The sequence below is a fragment of the Borborobacter arsenicus genome (assembly GCF_003934165.1).
Lineage (GTDB): Bacteria > Pseudomonadota > Alphaproteobacteria > Rhizobiales > Rhizobiaceae > Pseudaminobacter > Pseudaminobacter arsenicus.
This window is the reverse complement of sequence record NZ_RKST01000038.1, coordinates 1-15,599: the sequence shown is the minus strand read 5'-3', so window position 1 is coordinate 15,599 and position 15,599 is coordinate 1. Positions and strand designations below refer to the sequence as shown.

The 15,599-nt window shown below is 59.7% G+C and carries 17 protein-coding genes, 2 tRNA genes and 1 pseudogene; 16 read left to right on the top strand and 4 right to left on the bottom strand.

Annotated elements, in window-relative coordinates; genetic code table 11:
* Window positions 1–10: 10 nt before the first annotated feature.
* The 6 genes from fdhF (at window position 11) to EET67_RS23375 (ending at window position 5,593) form a co-directional block, all read left to right on the top strand.
* The gene (fdhF, locus tag EET67_RS23395) at window positions 11–2,851 is read left to right on the top strand and encodes a formate dehydrogenase subunit alpha (RefSeq protein ID WP_128628622.1); all 2,841 of its coding nucleotides are present in this window, start codon (window positions 11–13) and stop codon (window positions 2,849–2,851) included.
* Between the two features lie 3 nt (window positions 2,852–2,854).
* Complete coding sequence (gene fdhD, locus EET67_RS23390) at window positions 2,855–3,679, top strand: formate dehydrogenase accessory sulfurtransferase FdhD (protein WP_128628621.1); 825 nt, start codon at window positions 2,855–2,857, stop codon at window positions 3,677–3,679.
* Window positions 3,666–3,878, top strand: coding sequence for a formate dehydrogenase subunit delta (locus tag EET67_RS23385; protein ID WP_128628620.1), 213 nt, complete (start codon window positions 3,666–3,668; stop codon window positions 3,876–3,878). The genes fdhD and EET67_RS23385 overlap by 14 nt, the downstream gene beginning before the upstream one ends.
* Window positions 3,879–4,056: 178 nt before the next feature.
* Window positions 4,057–4,992: a substrate-binding domain-containing protein gene (locus EET67_RS23380; RefSeq protein ID WP_342634687.1), complete on the top strand. Its 936-nt coding sequence runs from the start codon at window positions 4,057–4,059 to the stop codon at window positions 4,990–4,992.
* Complete coding sequence (locus EET67_RS26545) at window positions 4,989–5,132, top strand: hypothetical protein (protein WP_342634686.1); 144 nt, start codon at window positions 4,989–4,991, stop codon at window positions 5,130–5,132. The genes EET67_RS23380 and EET67_RS26545 overlap by 4 nt, the downstream gene beginning before the upstream one ends.
* A 179-nt stretch (window positions 5,133–5,311) precedes the next feature.
* On the top strand, window positions 5,312–5,593 hold the full coding sequence (locus EET67_RS23375; RefSeq protein ID WP_128628619.1) for a transcriptional regulator: 282 nt from the start codon (window positions 5,312–5,314) through the stop codon (window positions 5,591–5,593).
* Window positions 5,594–5,777: 184 nt separating this feature from the next.
* Here the strand turns inward: EET67_RS23375 and EET67_RS23370 are convergent, their stop codons facing one another.
* The 4 genes from EET67_RS23370 to EET67_RS23355 are packed head-to-tail and all read right to left on the bottom strand — an operon-like array spanning window position 5,778 to window position 10,045.
* Window positions 5,778–6,581, bottom strand: coding sequence for an amino acid ABC transporter ATP-binding protein (locus EET67_RS23370; protein WP_128628618.1), 804 nt, complete (start codon window positions 6,579–6,581; stop codon window positions 5,778–5,780).
* A gap of 25 nt (window positions 6,582–6,606) precedes the next feature.
* Window positions 6,607–7,761, bottom strand: a complete 1,155-nt coding sequence (locus EET67_RS23365) for an amino acid ABC transporter permease (protein WP_128628617.1) — start codon at window positions 7,759–7,761, stop codon at window positions 6,607–6,609.
* 4 nt (window positions 7,762–7,765) lie between these two features.
* Entirely contained in the window at window positions 7,766–8,956 is a 1,191-nt protein-coding gene (locus EET67_RS23360) for an amino acid ABC transporter permease (protein ID WP_128628616.1), read from the bottom strand.
* Between the two features lie 60 nt (window positions 8,957–9,016).
* The gene (locus tag EET67_RS23355; protein ID WP_128628615.1) at window positions 9,017–10,045 is read right to left on the bottom strand and encodes an amino acid ABC transporter substrate-binding protein; all 1,029 of its coding nucleotides are present in this window, start codon (window positions 10,043–10,045) and stop codon (window positions 9,017–9,019) included.
* 344 nt (window positions 10,046–10,389) lie between these two features.
* Between EET67_RS23355 and EET67_RS23350 the strand changes: the two genes are divergently transcribed.
* The 10 genes and pseudogenes from EET67_RS23350 (at window position 10,390) to EET67_RS26190 (ending at window position 15,522) form a co-directional block, all read left to right on the top strand.
* A complete protein-coding gene (locus tag EET67_RS23350; RefSeq protein WP_128628614.1) occupies window positions 10,390–11,562 on the top strand; it encodes a cystathionine beta-lyase in 1,173 nt (390 codons plus the stop codon).
* Between the two features lie 53 nt (window positions 11,563–11,615).
* A tRNA-Pro gene (locus EET67_RS23345) sits at window positions 11,616–11,692 on the top strand.
* Between the two features lie 18 nt (window positions 11,693–11,710).
* The gene (locus EET67_RS23340) at window positions 11,711–12,016 is read left to right on the top strand and encodes an ETC complex I subunit (RefSeq protein WP_128628613.1); all 306 of its coding nucleotides are present in this window, start codon (window positions 11,711–11,713) and stop codon (window positions 12,014–12,016) included.
* A gap of 148 nt (window positions 12,017–12,164) precedes the next feature.
* Window positions 12,165–12,241 (top strand) — tRNA-Arg (locus EET67_RS23335).
* Window positions 12,242–12,436: 195 nt separating this feature from the next.
* On the top strand, window positions 12,437–12,802 hold the full coding sequence (locus tag EET67_RS26540) for an Arm DNA-binding domain-containing protein (protein ID WP_128628632.1): 366 nt from the start codon (window positions 12,437–12,439) through the stop codon (window positions 12,800–12,802).
* A 79-nt stretch (window positions 12,803–12,881) separates the two neighbouring features.
* Window positions 12,882–13,643 carry a tyrosine-type recombinase/integrase gene (locus EET67_RS26535; RefSeq protein ID WP_342634685.1) on the top strand — a complete coding sequence of 254 codons (762 nt, stop codon included), beginning with the start codon at window positions 12,882–12,884 and terminating at the stop codon, window positions 13,641–13,643.
* 279 nt (window positions 13,644–13,922) lie between these two features.
* A complete protein-coding gene (locus EET67_RS23320; protein ID WP_128628611.1) occupies window positions 13,923–14,144 on the top strand; it encodes a helix-turn-helix domain-containing protein in 222 nt (73 codons plus the stop codon).
* A 129-nt stretch (window positions 14,145–14,273) separates the two neighbouring features.
* Window positions 14,274–14,531, top strand: a pseudogene (locus EET67_RS26690) (helix-turn-helix domain-containing protein); the annotation flags it as partial.
* Window positions 14,532–15,100: 569 nt separating this feature from the next.
* Window positions 15,101–15,388 (top strand): DUF6074 family protein, encoded by a 288-nt coding sequence (locus EET67_RS26195; RefSeq protein WP_245451169.1) that lies wholly within the window; start codon window positions 15,101–15,103, stop codon window positions 15,386–15,388.
* Window positions 15,385–15,522, top strand: a complete 138-nt coding sequence (locus EET67_RS26190) for a hypothetical protein (RefSeq protein WP_245451168.1) — start codon at window positions 15,385–15,387, stop codon at window positions 15,520–15,522. Before EET67_RS26195 ends, EET67_RS26190 begins: the two co-directional genes overlap by 4 nt.
* The last annotated feature ends 77 nt before the right edge of the window (window positions 15,523–15,599 follow it).

Genomic DNA, 15,599 nt, shown 5'->3' with positions numbered 1-15,599 from the left:
AGGATTACGCATGTCGCTCATCCACGAGATCGACTACGGAACGCCCCGTTCGCCTTCCGAAACCATGGTCACGCTGACCATCGACGGCAAGAGCGTGACCGTGCCTGAGGGCACCTCGATCATGCGCGCAGCCATGGAGGCCGGCACCGAGATTCCGAAACTGTGCGCGACCGACATGCTCGATGCCTATGGCTCATGCCGCCTGTGCCTGATCGAGATCGAAGGCCGTAACGGTACGCCCGCCTCCTGCACCACCCCGGTTGCCGAGGGCATCGTGGTGGCCACGACGTCGGAGCGGCTGGACCGCATCCGCAAGGGGGTGATGGAGCTTTATGTCTCCGATCATCCGGTCGAATCGCTTGAGGAAGACACGGAAGAATTCGACCTGCTCGATATCGCGCGCAAGGTCGAGCTGGACGAGGTGCGCTACGGCTTCGATGCCGTGCGCCACCGCGACAGCGGCATTGACGACAGCAACCCCTATTTCAGCTACGATCCGGCCAAATGCATCGTCTGTTCGCGCTGTGTGCGCGCCTGTGAAGACATTCAGGGCACATTCGCGCTGACGATTGCCGGCCGCGGCTTCAGCTCGGTCATGACGGCCGGCACAGACCAGTCCTTCCTGGAATCCGATTGCGTGTCCTGCGGCGCCTGCGTGCAGGCCTGCCCCGCCGGCTCGCTCATCGAAAAGACCGTCATCGAGAAGGGCAAACCGGAGTGGTCGAAGATCACGACCTGCGCCTATTGCGGCGTCGGTTGCGCCTTCAAGGTGGAGATGAAGGGTGACGAGGTCGTGCGCATGGTGCCGTACAAGGACGGCAAGTCCAACCATGGCCATTCCTGCGTCAAGGGCCGCTTTGCCTGGGGCTACACCAACCATAAGGAGCGCATCCTCAAGCCGATGATTCGTGAAAAAATCACCGATCCCTGGCGCGAGGTGAGCTGGGAAGAGGCGATTGCGCATACGGCGTCCGAATTCAAGCGCATCCAGGCAAAATATGGGCCAAGGTCGGTCGGCGGTCTGACGTCGTCGCGCTGCACCGACGAGGAAACTTTTCTGGTTCAAAAGCTGGTGCGCGCCGGCTTCGGCAACAACAATGTCGACACATGCGCGCGCGTCTGCCATTCGCCGACGGGCTATGGCTTGGGCACGACATTCGGCACGTCGGCCGGCACCCAGGACTTCGACTCAGTCGAGCAGACCGATGTGATGCTGGTCATCGGCGCCAATCCATCGGATGCGCATCCGGTCTTTGCTTCGCGCATGAAGCAGAGGCTGCGCGAGGGCGCCCGGCTGATCGTCATTGATCCACGACGCACCCATCTGGTGCAGTCGCCACATATCAAAGCGGATTACCATCTGCCGACATTGCCCGGCACAAATGTCGCCATCCTCACCGCGCTGGCCCACGTGATCGTCACCGAGGGACTGGTCAACGAGGAGTTCGTGCGCGAGCGCTGCGATTGGGAAACGTTCCAGGATTGGGCCGCCTTCGTCGCCGAAGAACGCAACAGCCCCGAGGCGATGGCCGTCGCCACCGGCGTGCCGGCCCAGAGCATTCGCGGTGCCGCTCGCCTCTACGCCACCGGCGGCAACGCCGCGATCTATTACGGCCTTGGCGTCACCGAACACAGCCAGGGCTCGACCTCGGTCATGGCAATCGCCAATCTGGCTATGGCGACCGGCAATATCGGTCGTCCGGGCGTCGGGGTTAATCCGCTGCGTGGCCAGAACAATGTCCAGGGTTCCTGTGACATGGGCTCCTTCCCGCACGAGTTCTCGGGCTATCGCCATGTCTCGAACGACGAGGTGCGCCGGCTGTTCGAGATCGACTGGAACACGCCGCTGGAGAAGGAGCCGGGCCTGCGCATCACCAACATGCTGGATGCCGCGCTCGATGGCTCCTTCATGGGCCTCTACGTGCAGGGCGAGGACATCATGCAGTCCGACCCGGACACCAAGCATGTCGCCGCCGGTCTCAGCGCGATGGAATGCGTGGTCATGCAGGACCTCTTCCTGAACGAGACGGCCAATTATGCCCATGTCTTCCTGCCGGGCTCGACCTTCCTTGAAAAGGACGGAACCTTCATCAATGCCGAGCGGCGTATCCAGCTCGTGCGCAAGGTGATGGAGCCGAAGAACGGCATGGCCGATTGGGAGATCACCATGGCGCTCAGCAACGCGCTTGGCTATCCGATGCACTATGACCACCCGTCCGAGATCATGGACGAGATCGCGCGCCTGACGCCAACCTTTACCGGCGTTTCCTTCGCCAGGCTGGAGGAGCTGGGTTCGATCCAGTGGCCCTGCAACGAGAAGACGCCGACGGGAACGCCGGTCATGCATGTGGACACATTCGTGCGCGGCAAGGGCAATTTCGTCGTCACCGAATATCTCGCGACCGACGAGCGCGTCGGCCCGCGCTATCCGCTTCTGCTCACCACGGGCCGCATCCTGTCCCAGTACAATGTCGGCGCGCAAACGCGTCGCACCGACAACGTCGTCTGGCATGCCGAGGATGTGCTGGAAATCCATCCGCATGACGCGGAAGAGCGCGGCATCCGCGACGGCATGTGGGTGAAGCTTGCCAGCCGCTCGGGCGAAACAACGCTGCGCGTGCTGGTGACCGACAACGTGGCGCCGGGCGTGGTCTATACGACGTTCCACCATCCCGACACGCAGGCCAATGTCGTCACCACCGACTATTCGGACTGGGCAACGAACTGCCCCGAATACAAGTGCACGGCCGTCCAGGTGACACCGTCAAACGGCCCGACGCAGTGGCAGGAAGACTATGCCGATTTCTCGCGCCGCAGCCGCAGGATCGTCCCTGCCGAAGCAGCCGAGTAGTCCATGATGGAAGCGGTCAGCAGCGTCGCTCGCGGCGTCTGGCGAGATGGTATCCTGAAGCATGGCGCACGCAGCGTGCCGGAGGAAGTGGCGGTTGCCTTTTCCTATAACGGGTCCGCGCATGCGGTGATGATGGCAACGCCGCAGGATCTGGCGGATTTTGCCGCAGGCTTCAGCCTGACCGAGGGTGTGATCGGCGCAGTGAGCGAGATCGAAAGTCTCGATATCGTCGAAACCGCGCCGGGCATCGACCTGCGCATCTGGCTTGCGGAGCCCCAGCGCGCCATCCTGCAGGAAAGGCGGCGGTTTCTGGCCGGCCCGACCGGTTGCGGGCTATGCGGCATCGAATCGCTGGAACAGGCGATGCGGCCGCAACCGCCCGTGCTCGACGACACGGTGTTCAGCCCGGCCGATATCATGGCTGCCCTGACCGCCCTCACCGCGCGGCAATTGTTGCACAAGCGGACCAGCGCCGTGCATGCAGCGGCCTTCTGGACGCAAGCGGAAGGTCTCGTTGCGTTGCGGGAGGACGTCGGCCGGCACAACGCCCTGGACAAGCTGACCGGCGCGCTGGCGGGCCTGGGCCGGACTGGCCGCGGGGGCCTGGGCGTACTGACCAGCCGCCTGTCGGTCGAGATGGTGCAGAAGGCCGCCGTGGCGCAGATACCGGTTCTGGTGGCCGTATCGGCACCCACGGCGCTTGCGCTGCGTACCGCTCAGGAAGCGGGTATCACCATTGTCGCGGTTGCCCGCCAGGATGGCTTCGAGGTCTTCACCCACCCGCAGCGCATCATCGAAGAAGGATTGGACGCTCATGTCGCCCGATAAACTCATCTACATGGCCAACCACATCAGCAAGTTCTTTGCCACCCAGAGCCGAACCGCAGCACCCCAGGCGGTGGCCGATCATCTGACCAAGTTCTGGGAGCCACGCATGCGTGAGCAGATTTGCGCGCATTGGAAACAGGGTGGTGACGGGCTGGACCCGATCGCGAAGGAAGCGGTGGACATTCTCTCCAGCAGATAGTTGCAGATAGTTGCAGATAGCTGCACGTAATCTGCTTTTTGCCATTTGCCAGCAAAATTGATAGGCGCATGCAAGAGACTTCTCGAGCGCCTTTCTTGCGTGCATCACGGTGCCGCAGCGTGGGGCTTTTTCCGGAAGCATCTGCCGGCAATGTGTTCCAGTTTGGAGAATGGCTGCGATGGTTCGCATCAACATCGAGGCGGCGTGGCACTTCACCAACGAAACCTCACCGCATTCGATGCGCGTGATGCTGAGCTTTCTGCGTGAGATCAAGCTTTCCGGCACCTTGGCGACGGCGGCCGAACATACCGGCATGTCCTACCGTCATGCCTGGAACCTCATCGACCAGTGGTCGGCCTTCTTCGGCGAGCCGCTGGTCGAGCGGCAGCGCGGCAAGGGCTCGCAGCTTACGCCGCTGGGCAACAAGCTGGTGTGGGCCGAACAGCATCTGAAGGCGCGCCTGGGGCCGCAGTTGCACAATATCGCGCAGGAACTGGAGATGGAGCTTGCCAATCTTCTACCTGACGTGCCGCCCTCCATCCGGATTCACGCCAGCCACGGTTTCGCGATATCCAAGCTCAGCGAGTTCCTGGCGCAAAATCCCGATTCCAATATCGACCTGCGGTATATGACAAATCAGGCGTCGCTGGATTCGCTGCGGGCACAGGAGTGCGAGCTCGCCGCGATCCACCTGCCGCATGGGGAGTTGCGCAAGCGTGCTGTCGCGGCACTGAAAAAATGGCTTGACCCCAGTGTCTACTGCGTCATCGGTTTCGTGACCCGCGAAATGGGCCTTTTTGTCAGACGCGGCAATCCATTCGATATCACCGGTCTTGGCGCACTTCGCGACCCCAAGATCACTTTCGTGAACCGCGATGTGGGCTCCGGCACGCGCGCGCTGTTTGAACAGCTGCTTGCACAGAACAAGATCGATAGCGGCGAGATCACCGGTTACCAGAATGTCGAGCTCACCCATGCCGCAGTCGCCGCTCACGTCGCCAGAGGCATGGCCGATACCGGCTTCGGCGTCGAGGCGGCGGCGGTCGAGTTCGACCTCGATTTCGTTCACATCATCACCGAGGATTATTTCTTCATCTGCCGAGCAATATGTTGAACGCCAAACCGGTGGAGCGTCTGCGGGAAATCATCAGCGGCACGGATTACCGCCGGGCAGTGGGTTCCCTGCCCGGCTACGCCGTCGCCGACGCCGGCAGCGTCAAGACGGTACAAAAATTCTTCAGGGAAAATTCCTGAAACAGAGCGGACCGAGAACTGGAATCTGGGTTCACGATCGGGCCCTATGGCAGGCGTTGTGCATCCGGTTGACGGTGCAGGGGAATTTTATGTTCGCCTTTCCTTTCGCCAGAAGGTAGAGCCCACGCCATATATGTATTCCAAAGCGCAAGCTTGTATTTCGCAACGGTGCCAAGCAGATGAACGACAATGAACAATCGCCGGTGACGATCATCACCGGCCGCGTCTGGCTCAAGAAGGGCGGCAGCCCGCTGGGCGTGCATGTGATGCTCAGTGCACCGGACGAGGATTCAGCCGTACGCAAGGCGCTCGAGGCACTGGCAGCCGAAGGCTATGTCGAAGCCGAACTGGATCAGATCGGCGAGATGGAGGGCGAGCCCGACGAGGAACCGCATATGTCGGCATATCAAGGCGCGCTCGAGGGCGAAGTTTCCATCGTGACCTTCAACCAGACCCACTGACAATTCGAGAACTGCGTAAAGGCCTGGAGCCGTTCAGCTTCGAGAGGAACGCCCTGATCTCCGGCCGGAGCCTTCTCCGTGAGAAAGAGGATGGCCGCAACGCCGACGCCCCCTCGAGTGCGGCGCTGTTTCCGTCAAAAGCTGAACCAGTCCAACGAAGAGGCCCCGTACTCCACCATACCGCTCAGTGCAGGATCTGGCTCAGGAACAGCTTGGTGCGCTCGTGACGCGGGTGGTCGAAGAACTCAGCCGGCGTGTTCTGCTCCACGATCTGACCCTGGTCCATGAAGATGACCCGGTTGGCGACCTTGCGGGCAAAGCCCATTTCATGGGTCACGCACAGCATGGTCATGCCCTCCTCGGCCAGCCCGACCATCGTCTCCAGCACTTCCTTGATCATTTCCGGATCAAGCGCCGAGGTCGGCTCGTCAAACAGCATGATACGCGGGTTCATGCACAGCGAGCGGGCGATCGCCACACGCTGCTGCTGGCCGCCGGATAGCTGGCCCGGATATTTATTCGCCTGTTCGGGGATCTTCACGCGCTTGAGGAAATGCATCGCCATTTCCTCAGCCTGCTTCTTAGGCGTCTTGCGCACCCAGATCGGCGCCAGCGTGCAGTTTTCCAGGATCGTCAGATGCGGAAACAGGTTGAAGTGCTGGAATACCATGCCGACCTCGCGGCGGACCTCATCTATCTTCTTCAGGTCGTTGGTAAGTTCCTTGCCATCAACGATGATCTTGCCCTTCTGGTGCTCCTCCAGACGGTTGATGCAGCGGATCATGGTCGATTTGCCCGATCCGGACGGGCCGCAGATGACGATGCGCTCGCCGCGCATGACGCGAAGGTTGATGTCCTTCAGAACATGAAAATCGCCGTACCATTTGTGCATGCCGATGATGTCGATCGCCACCTCGGTGTCCGAAATATGCATCTTGCCGGTATCAACCCTGATTTCTTCGGGTTTAACAGCGTTTTCGAGGGCCATAGGCCGATCCCCTTATTATGTTTTTTTATCGTCTGTAGCCGGTATCGAGCCGGCGTTCCATGTAGATCGAGTAGCGAGACATGCCAAAGCAGAACACCCAGAAGACGAAGCCGGCGAAAATCAAACCGGTCATCGGGGTCTGGGCGGTCGCCCAGGTGGCGTCGGCAAAATTCTGGCGAATAATGCCCAGCAGGTCAAACATGCCGATGATGTAGACGAGGCTCGTATCCTTGAAGATACCGATGAAGGTGTTGACGATACCCGGTATCACCAGCTTGAGCGCCTGCGGCAGGACGATCAGCCCCGTCTTTTGCCAATAGCTCAAACCGAGCGAATCCGCGCCCTCATACTGCCCCTTCGGAATGGCCTGCAGCCCGCCGCGCACCACCTCGGCCATATAGGCAGCCGCAAACAGGGCGACACCGATCAGCGCTCGCAGGAATTTGTCGAAGGTGACGCCCGCCGGCAGGAACAGGGGCAGCATGACGCTTGCCATGAACAGCACCGTCACCAGCGGAACGCCGCGCACCGTCTCGATGAAAATGACGCTGAACATCTTGATGACCGGCATATCGGAACGGCGCCCGAGTGCCAGCAGGATGCCAAGCGGCAGCGACACCGCGATGGCGACGAACGACAGCACCAGCGTCACCATCAGGCCGCCCCAAAGCTGGGTCTCGACCCGTGGCAACCCGAAATATCCTCCAACGAGCAGGAAGAAGGAAACGATCGGGAGGACCACGAACAAAAGGAACGCATTGGCCAGCTTGTAGGGCGCCCTCGGGATCAGCAGCGGCACGAACAGCGCCACGAACATCGCACCGACCAGCACCACCCGCCAGCGCTCGGAAATCGTGTAGCGGCCGAACAGGAACTGTTCGTATTTGGCCTTCACGAAAGCCCAGCAGGCACCGGACCATCCGTCCGGCTGCGCCCCGCCCTGCGCCACCGTGGCACAGAAGCTGCGGTCCGAGCCGCTCCATTGGGCATCGATGAAAAGCCATCTCAGCGCCGAGGGCAGGAAATAGACCAGCAAGGCGATGCTTATGATCGTCAGTATGGCATCCATCGGGGTGGCGACAAGGTTCTCGCGCAGCCATTTGACGACACCGCGCTCGCTTGCGGGCGCCGCCTGCGCATTGACCATTTCGGTCCGGACATAGGAAACGTCGTGTTCCATGGGCTTACCGCTCCACCAAGGCCATCTTGGCGTTGAACCAGTTCATGAACAGCGAGGTCAAAAGGCTGATGCCTAGATAGATGACCATCCAGATCGCGACGATCTCGATCGACTGGCCGGTCTGGTTGAGGATGGTTCCGCCCACGGCAACTAGATCCGGGAAGCCGATGGCGATCGCGAGCGACGAGTTCTTGGTCAGGTTGAGATATTGGCTGGTCAGCGGCGGTATGACGATGCGCATCGCCTGCGGCACGATCACCAGCCGCAATGCCTGTCGCGACCGCAGCCCGAGCGCGAAAGATGCTTCGGATTGTCCCTTGCTGACGCCGAGAATGCCAGCACGCACGATTTCGGCGATGAAGGCGGCAGTATAGAAGGAGAGCGCGAGATAGAGCGCGAGGAATTCCGGCTTTATCTGGAAGCCGCCCACCAGGTTGAAGGTCGACTTGGTCGGGATTTCAAATGTCAGCGGAAACCCGGCAAGAGCGAATGCCAGCAGGGGCAAGCCGACGATCAGGCCCGCCGAGGTCCAGAGTACCGGGAACTGCTGGCCGGTCGCTTCCTGCCGCTTGCGCGCCCGATGAACAACGAACCACACCATGGCAATGGCGACGACCAATCCCACGAGGATCAGCCAGGCCCCCTCGCCCCATACCGCTTTCGGCAGGAAGAAGCCGCGATTGTTGAGGAAGGATGACAGCGGCAGCTGGACACTGTCGCGCGGCGCCGGCAACACCGAAATAACGCCGAAATACCAGAAGAAGATGACGAGAAGCGGCGGTATGTTGCGGAAGATCTCGACATAGACCATGCAAATCTTGCGGATCAGCCAGTTATTGGCAAGCCTTCCGACGCCGATCAGGAAGCCCATGATCGAAGCGGTCACGATGCCGGTGACAGCCACCAGCAGAGTATTGAGCAGGCCGACGACCAGCGCGCGCGAATAGCGCGAATCCGACGAGTATTCGATCATGCTCTGGCTGATGTCGAAGCCGGCACGATTATTGAGAAAGCCGAAACCGGAGGCGATGTTGGCGCGCCTCAGATTCTCGATCGTATTGCCGACGATCCAATAGACGAAGGCGACCAGCAGAACGAAGAGGACAGTCTGATAGATCAGCCCGCGAATCTTCGGGTCGTTCAGGAACGAGCTTCTCGACCCGGCATCATGCCGGACAATATCTTGCGAGGCCATGGAGTCTCCTTTTCACGGAGACCGGGAGGCGATGTTCGCCTCCCGGATCGGACCGTCGCTTTAGCGAATAGGCATCGCGTATTGCAGGCCACCCTTGGTCCAGAGCGCATTGAGGCCGCGCGCGATCTTCAGCGGGCTGCCCTGGCCGACATTGCGCTCGAAGCTTTCGCCGTAATTGCCGACAGCTTTGATGATGTTGACCACCCAGTCATTGGACAGGCCCAGATCGGTGCCGAGCTTGGAGTCGGCCTCGGTGCCGAGAATGCGCTTGATATCGGGATTGGGCGAGTTCTTCATCTCATCGACATTGGCTTGGGTGATGCCATACTCCTCGGCCAGGACCATGGCATAGAGCGACCACTTCACGATATCGAACCACTGATCGTCGCCCTGGCGAACGGCCGGCCCAAGAGGCTCCTTCGAGATGATCTCGGGCAGAACGATGTGATCGTCGGGTGCCGCCAGCGTCAGGCGGATCGAATAAAGGCCCGACTGGTCGGTTGTGTAGGCATCGCAGCGGCCGGCATCATAGGCGGCGTTCACCTCTTCGAGCTTCTCGAACACCACCGGATTGTATTCCAGGTTATTGGCCTTGAAGTAGTCGGCAAGGTTGAGTTCGGTGGTCGTGCCGCTCTGCACGCAAACCGAAGCGCCCGAAAGCTGCAGCGCCGAATTCACGCCTGGCAGTTTCTTGGCGTTGATCATGAAACCCTGGCCGTCATAGTAATTGACGCCGGCGAAATTGAAGCCGAGCGAGGTGTCGCGGCTAAGCGTCCAGGTCGTGTTGCGCGAAAGCAGATCGATCTCGCCCGACTGCAGCGCGGTGAAGCGCTCCTTGGCGTTGGTCGGCGTAAACTTCACCTTTGTCGCGTCGCCGAACACGGCGGCAGCAACCGCACGGCACAGATCCACATCAAGGCCCTTCCAGTCGCCCTTGTCGTCGGGCGCCGAAAAGCCGGCAAGAGCGGTATTTACGCCGCATTGGACAAATCCCTTGGCCTTGACATCATCGAGCGTCGCCGCCGATGCGGTCGAGGCTGCGAAGCCAAGTGCGGCGACACCAAGAACGACTTTTACAGTTTTATTCATCCCACAGACCCTTTTTCAGTTTTGTTGTCGGGGTGAAACCCCCTCTTATCCCGTGTGAAAGCAGCATTTCATTCCAGCCCACTTCCGGAACGGCGCATCGCCGCGGATGCGTCAGCCACACTTCATTCACGAAACGCATCGAAAGCGATTATCCGCCTCAGGTCAAGTGCAATGACACGTCGTTAATCAATTGAAAACCATTGTGAGAGGGCGTTGAATTCGGCTATTACCAAGAGGAATATTTCATTCCCAAACAACGACGTTGCAGCTGAAACTCCCGTTGCTGTTGCACCCGCCGCTCTGCGGACTTATGCGTCAAGCTGGATTCCACGACAGGGAAAATCATGAACAAGCGTGACTTGGAAAAGATGGGCATTCACACGCGGCTGGCCCATACCGGCAATGATCCGCACGACTTTCACGGCTTCGTCAATCCGCCGGTGGTCCACGCTTCGACCGTCCTGTTCCCCAATGCAGCGGCCATGGCCGAACGCTCCCAGAAATATACCTACGGGACGCGCGGCACCCCGACCACCGATGCGCTGGCAGAGGCCATGAATGCACTTGAGGGCTCGGCCGGCACCATCATCGTGCCTTCCGGGCTCGCGGCGGTCACCATACCGCTGCTCGCCTTCCTTTCGGCCGGCGACCACGTGCTGATCGTCGATTCCGTCTATGCACCGACCCGCAATTTCGCCAACACGATGCTGAAGCGCCTGGGCATCGAGGTCGAATATTACGACCCGCATGTCGGCGCGCAGATTGCCGCATTGATGAAGCCGAATACCAGGGTCGTCTTCACTGAATCACCCGCCTCCAACACGTTCGAGATGCAGGACATACCGGCAATCGCCAAGGCGGCCCATGCGGGCGGCGCAGTGGTGATGATGGACAACACCTGGGCAACGCCGCTCTATTTCAAGCCGCTCGACTATGGCGTTGATGTCTCGATCCATGCCGCAACCAAATATCCGGCGGGCCATTCCGACGTGCTCCTGGGAACGGTGTCGGCCAATGCGGCATGCTGGCAGCGCCTGCACGATGCCTTCATCACGCTTGGCTGCTGTGCAGCGCCAGACGATGTTTACCAGGTGCTGCGCGGGCTGCGCACCATGGGTGTGCGGCTTGAGCGGCATCAGCAGAGCGCGCTGGAGATAGCACGCTGGCTGGAGACCCAGCCCGGCGTGGCGCGTGTGCTGCACCCTGCCCTTGAAAGCCACCCCGGCCATGCCTTGTGGAAACGCGATTTCTGCGGCGCAAGCGGCATTTTCTCCATCGTCCTTGCCGGCGGCGGACAAAGAGAAGCCCATGCCTTCCTCGATGCGCTCCAGATCTTCGGACTGGGCTACTCCTGGGGTGGCTATGAAAGCCTGGCCGTGCACGTCTCGCTCGCCGACAGGGTGGTGGCCAAGGGCCCCTATGCCGGACCGATCATCCGGTTGCAGATCGGACTTGAGGACGTCGAGGACATCAAGGCCGACATCGGCAGGGGGCTGGCAGCGGCAAGTGCGGCATGAGCGGCATTTTCCGCCTTGCCATTAAGCGGCGAAGCCACTAGGCACATCCGCAGCGGAGTGTAGCGCAGCCTGGTAGCGCACCTGATTTGGGATCAGGGGGTCGCAGGTTCGAATCCTGCCACTCCGACCATTGATTGATGAGGAACGCATGTCCGCCCGCATTTTCAGCCCTGCCAAGACTGCAATGCAATCGGGTAAGGCCAAGACCGGCCATTGGGTTCTGGAATTCGACCCCGCCATGCCGCGCAAGATCGACCCGCTGATGGGCTACACCTCATCGGGCGACATGAAGAGCCAGATTCGCCTCACCTTCGAGACGAAGGAAGAGGCGATCGCCTATGCCGAAAAGCACGGGCTGGATTTTCGCGTCCAGGAACCGAAGGAGGCCAAGCGCCGCGCGATTTCCTATGCGGAGAATTTCCGCTATGACCGCAAGGTTCCCTGGACGCATTAGACCATGATGCCGAAAAGTGGATACCGGTTTTCGGACGACATCATGGTCTATCTAATTGATTTTGCTGCATGTGTGCGACGCCAAGTGATCCACTTGGCTGCAACATGCTCTAGCCGTGGCACTTCGGCTGTCGGCCGGTGTGAATCGTGGTCCCGTAGCTCAGCCGGATAGAGCACCGGCCTTCTAAGCCGATGGTCGCAGGTTCGAATCCTGCCGGGATCGCCAGTATTTCTATCCACGAATGCTTTTAACCGTCCGATATCGTCCGTATTTTACATGAAAAGTCCCGGTTCTCCGGGCCTTTTTCGTTCGTGCATTGCTGACATTGTTTGACGTTGTTTGCTGGCATCCACCACATTTCTTGGTATTATCCATGGTATCGGCGCTGGCCGATCTTCTCGATACCAAGAAAGGCGGATCATGGCACTCACGGATACTTTCATCCGCACGGTGAAGGCGGACGCGAAACCTCGCAAATACTCCGATGGCGGCGGTCTCTATCTTTTCGTACCAACGAACGGCTCGAAGCTCTGGCGGCAGGCATACGCATTCGGCGGCAAGCAGCGCGTTCTCGCGCATGGGCAATATCCTGCCGTGTCGCTGGCTGCCGCGCGCAAGGCGCGCGACGCAGCAAAGGAATTGCTCGCGCAGGGTATTGATCCTGGGCGTCAGAAGAAGCTCGAAAAAATCAGGGCGGCAGACGCCTCGGAAAATACCTTCCGCGGCTGTCGCTGCCGATCTTCGCGCAAAGCTGGTCGCCGAGGACAAGGCGGTTCGGCCCCGTGAGCGATTCGACTATCTGATCGGCCTGGCAAATGCCGATTTCGGCACACTCCCGGTCTCCGAAATCAGTGCTGCGGAGGTCTTGGCGACAGTCCGCAAGCTCGAACGGCGTGGAAAGTTGGCGTCGGCCGCGAAGGCACGGACGAGCGTTGGCCAGGTCTTCCGATTTGCTATCGCCACAGGTCGAGCAGAAAACGATCCGACCCTCGCGCTGCGCGGTGCCATCGCGGCAAGGAAGGTTATACACAGGCCAGCCATTCGCGATCGGAAGGGCTTTGGTGGGCTTCTCCGGTCGATCTGGGGATATCCTCATATCGAAACGGCTGCCGGCCTGAAATTGCTCGCGCTGCTCTACTCCCGGCCGAGCGAGTTACGCCTCGCGACATGGCAGGAGTTCGATCTCGACGCGGCAACATGGACGATTCCGGCGGAACGAATGAAGGGGAGAAAGGAGCATAAGAAGCCTTTGCCGGTGCAGGCGGTCGCGATCTTACGTCAGCACCATGAGATAACCGGCGGAGTTTTGGTCTTTCCATCCATTCGATCCCGGCGTCGTCCCATCAGCGACGCCACTTGGTCGGCTGCGCTGCGCGCTATGGGTATCGGGTCTGACCAGCACGTCCCGCATGGCTTTCGGGCGTCGGCATCAACCTTGTTAAACGAGAGTGGTCGCTGGTCGTCTGATGCGATCGAGCGGGAACTCGCTCACGTCGACGGGAACGAGGTACGTCGCGCTTATGCTCGTGGCGACCACTGGCAGGAGCGCGTCGAAATGGCCAAATGGTGGGGCAACGAGATTGACGCCATGCGAAAGGGAGCAGAGGTGATCCCACTTCGCGCCTGACCCCATCGGGGCAATCAATCAAGGCGGGCAAAATGCCCGCCATTTTTGTTGGAATAAATCCAAACAAAATGAAATCTATTCTGATTATTTGAAAATTTCCTTGGTTTTATTCCAGAAATACCCGATTACGAAAGAATTAATAGAATAAATTTGCTATTCGTAGTTGCCCGCCCGCGTCCACCGCTATAAGTTGCTTGCAAGCTTCCGGTGACGACAGGTCTCTGACCACATGCGGTGCCCGCGGCTCCCCCTTTCAACCCATTTTTGTGGAGTGTTGCTGTGGAGCACATTCAGAATGCGGCAGAGCCAGCCTCGCCGCTTCCCAAGTTGGCATTCTCGATCCCTGAATTTTGCGCAATGTTCGGGGTCGGCCGGTCAACTGTCTATGACCTCATGAAAGCTGGTGAGCTTCGGTCGGCCAAGATCAAGGGCAAGACCATATTCACTAAGAAAGAGGTCGATCGCTTCGCTGCGAAGCTCGAAGGCGAGGACGCAGCATGATCGACATTATCAGCTTCACAGCGGCCGTTATCATGGTCGCCTGCATCGTCGCGGGGGCGTTGTCATGACACAACTAAAAACCGCCCCGCCGATGGCACGGCAGAGGCGGCCGGTCGTGATAGAAATGCAGTGCGAGATTACGAGCAGGAAACCGGGAAGGCAAGCGACCAGAAGTCGGATAGCTTCGCAGCGTTTCGAGGTCGATGGGTCGAGCAAGGACTTCGCGACCATGCTTTATCAGATGGCGCATTTCGCGTGCTGGCGTCGCTCGCTTACGATTTTTTAAACAGGAAGAAGCGCACTTGCTGGCCCTCCCAGGAGACGCTCGCCGAGGCGCTTGGAATGCCTGTCCGGACCGTGCAGCGGCACCTTTCAACGCTTCGATCTCGGGGCCACCTCCGCGTCATCAGGCGAGGCCCCGACTTATCAAGCATCTATCAGCCGGCGTTCTTTGATAGCCAAAAATGGCGGGTCATGATGATGTCCGAACACGCCAAAATTTGCACGATGATCCGCCAAAATTTGCACGATGATCCGCCAAATCCTGCATCTAAGACCCGCCATGGGCGGCGTATAACCCTTATTGATGATCCCGTTGAAGAACACAGGCAGGCGCCTATAGCGCCTGCCGATAGTGATCATACAGGTCATAGTAGAGACGCGCGTTTGCGCGCTTCTCCTGATTCAGTCGGTTATTCGGTCGGGCTTTCTATCAACATTCCAGATATCGGTCAGTGCACTGTCATCAGACGTGGCTCGACGATCGCCACCAGCCTGGCGGGTGAGGAATTCAAGATCGGCCTCTTGCTGATCAAGTCTTCCAGTGGTGTCAAATTCGCATGTCCGGTTGTGATGGAAGGTGGGCAGGAGGCTCTCCGGCCGCACTTAGCGAAGCGATGGGACAAAATGACAGACGAGCCGCAAAAGGGTCAGATGGGACCCGTTGGAGGCAAATCGTGCAACAGCTTGATCTCTTTCGGAAGCCCGCGGCTGAGGTTCTCGCATTTCCGCTTTGGAAGCGCCGTGACCTTGTGGCCGCGACCGCAAAAGTGCTCTGGACCAAGCAAGGCAAGGCCGCTGACCGATACTGGCGGTCAGTGGCGAAGGTGTGCATCGCCGACCTCATTGCCGCCCGCGTCCCTCGCCGCGAAGCCGAGAGTCAGGTTAGCGAGCTTTTCGAGGCGGTCCAAGGCGAACTGCTGTGGATGGCGATCGATAACGCAGCGAAGGGCGGTGCCGGATGACCACCACCGACACCATCATCATCGACAAGGCCATCGAGGCGCTCGATCAGGCCCGCAGCGCGCTGGTCGCGCTTCGGGCCGGGGGTGCCGGGTTAGGTCACGTACCCATAAACGGGATTGAACGAAGCCGCTGACGCGGCATTTGGCAGGTCGGTTTGCGGTTGAGGCTTCTGTTTTGAAGGATTGCGGCTGTTGAAGCGCAATCTTGAGG

Excerpts from the sequence above, each read along its gene's own strand:
- EET67_RS23380 (WP_342634687.1), top strand. The coding sequence starts at position 4,057 with ATGGTTCGCATCAACATCGAGGCGGCGTGGCACTTCACCAACGAAACC.
- fdhF (WP_128628622.1), top strand. The coding sequence starts at position 11 with ATGTCGCTCATCCACGAGATCGACTACGGAACGCCCCGTTCGCCTTCC.
- EET67_RS23360 (WP_128628616.1), bottom strand. The coding sequence starts at position 8,956 with ATGGCCTCGCAAGATATTGTCCGGCATGATGCCGGGTCGAGAAGCTCG.
- EET67_RS23375 (WP_128628619.1), top strand. The coding sequence starts at position 5,312 with ATGAACGACAATGAACAATCGCCGGTGACGATCATCACCGGCCGCGTC.
- fdhD (WP_128628621.1), top strand. The coding sequence starts at position 2,855 with ATGATGGAAGCGGTCAGCAGCGTCGCTCGCGGCGTCTGGCGAGATGGT.
- EET67_RS23355 (WP_128628615.1), bottom strand. The coding sequence starts at position 10,045 with ATGAATAAAACTGTAAAAGTCGTTCTTGGTGTCGCCGCACTTGGCTTC.
- EET67_RS23350 (WP_128628614.1), top strand. The coding sequence starts at position 10,390 with ATGAACAAGCGTGACTTGGAAAAGATGGGCATTCACACGCGGCTGGCC.
- EET67_RS23340 (WP_128628613.1), top strand. The coding sequence starts at position 11,711 with ATGTCCGCCCGCATTTTCAGCCCTGCCAAGACTGCAATGCAATCGGGT.
- EET67_RS23370 (WP_128628618.1), bottom strand. The coding sequence starts at position 6,581 with ATGGCCCTCGAAAACGCTGTTAAACCCGAAGAAATCAGGGTTGATACC.
- EET67_RS26190 (WP_245451168.1), top strand. The coding sequence starts at position 15,385 with ATGACCACCACCGACACCATCATCATCGACAAGGCCATCGAGGCGCTC.
- EET67_RS23365 (WP_128628617.1), bottom strand. The coding sequence starts at position 7,761 with ATGGAACACGACGTTTCCTATGTCCGGACCGAAATGGTCAATGCGCAG.
- EET67_RS23385 (WP_128628620.1), top strand. The coding sequence starts at position 3,666 with ATGTCGCCCGATAAACTCATCTACATGGCCAACCACATCAGCAAGTTC.
- EET67_RS26540 (WP_128628632.1), top strand. The coding sequence starts at position 12,437 with ATGGCACTCACGGATACTTTCATCCGCACGGTGAAGGCGGACGCGAAA.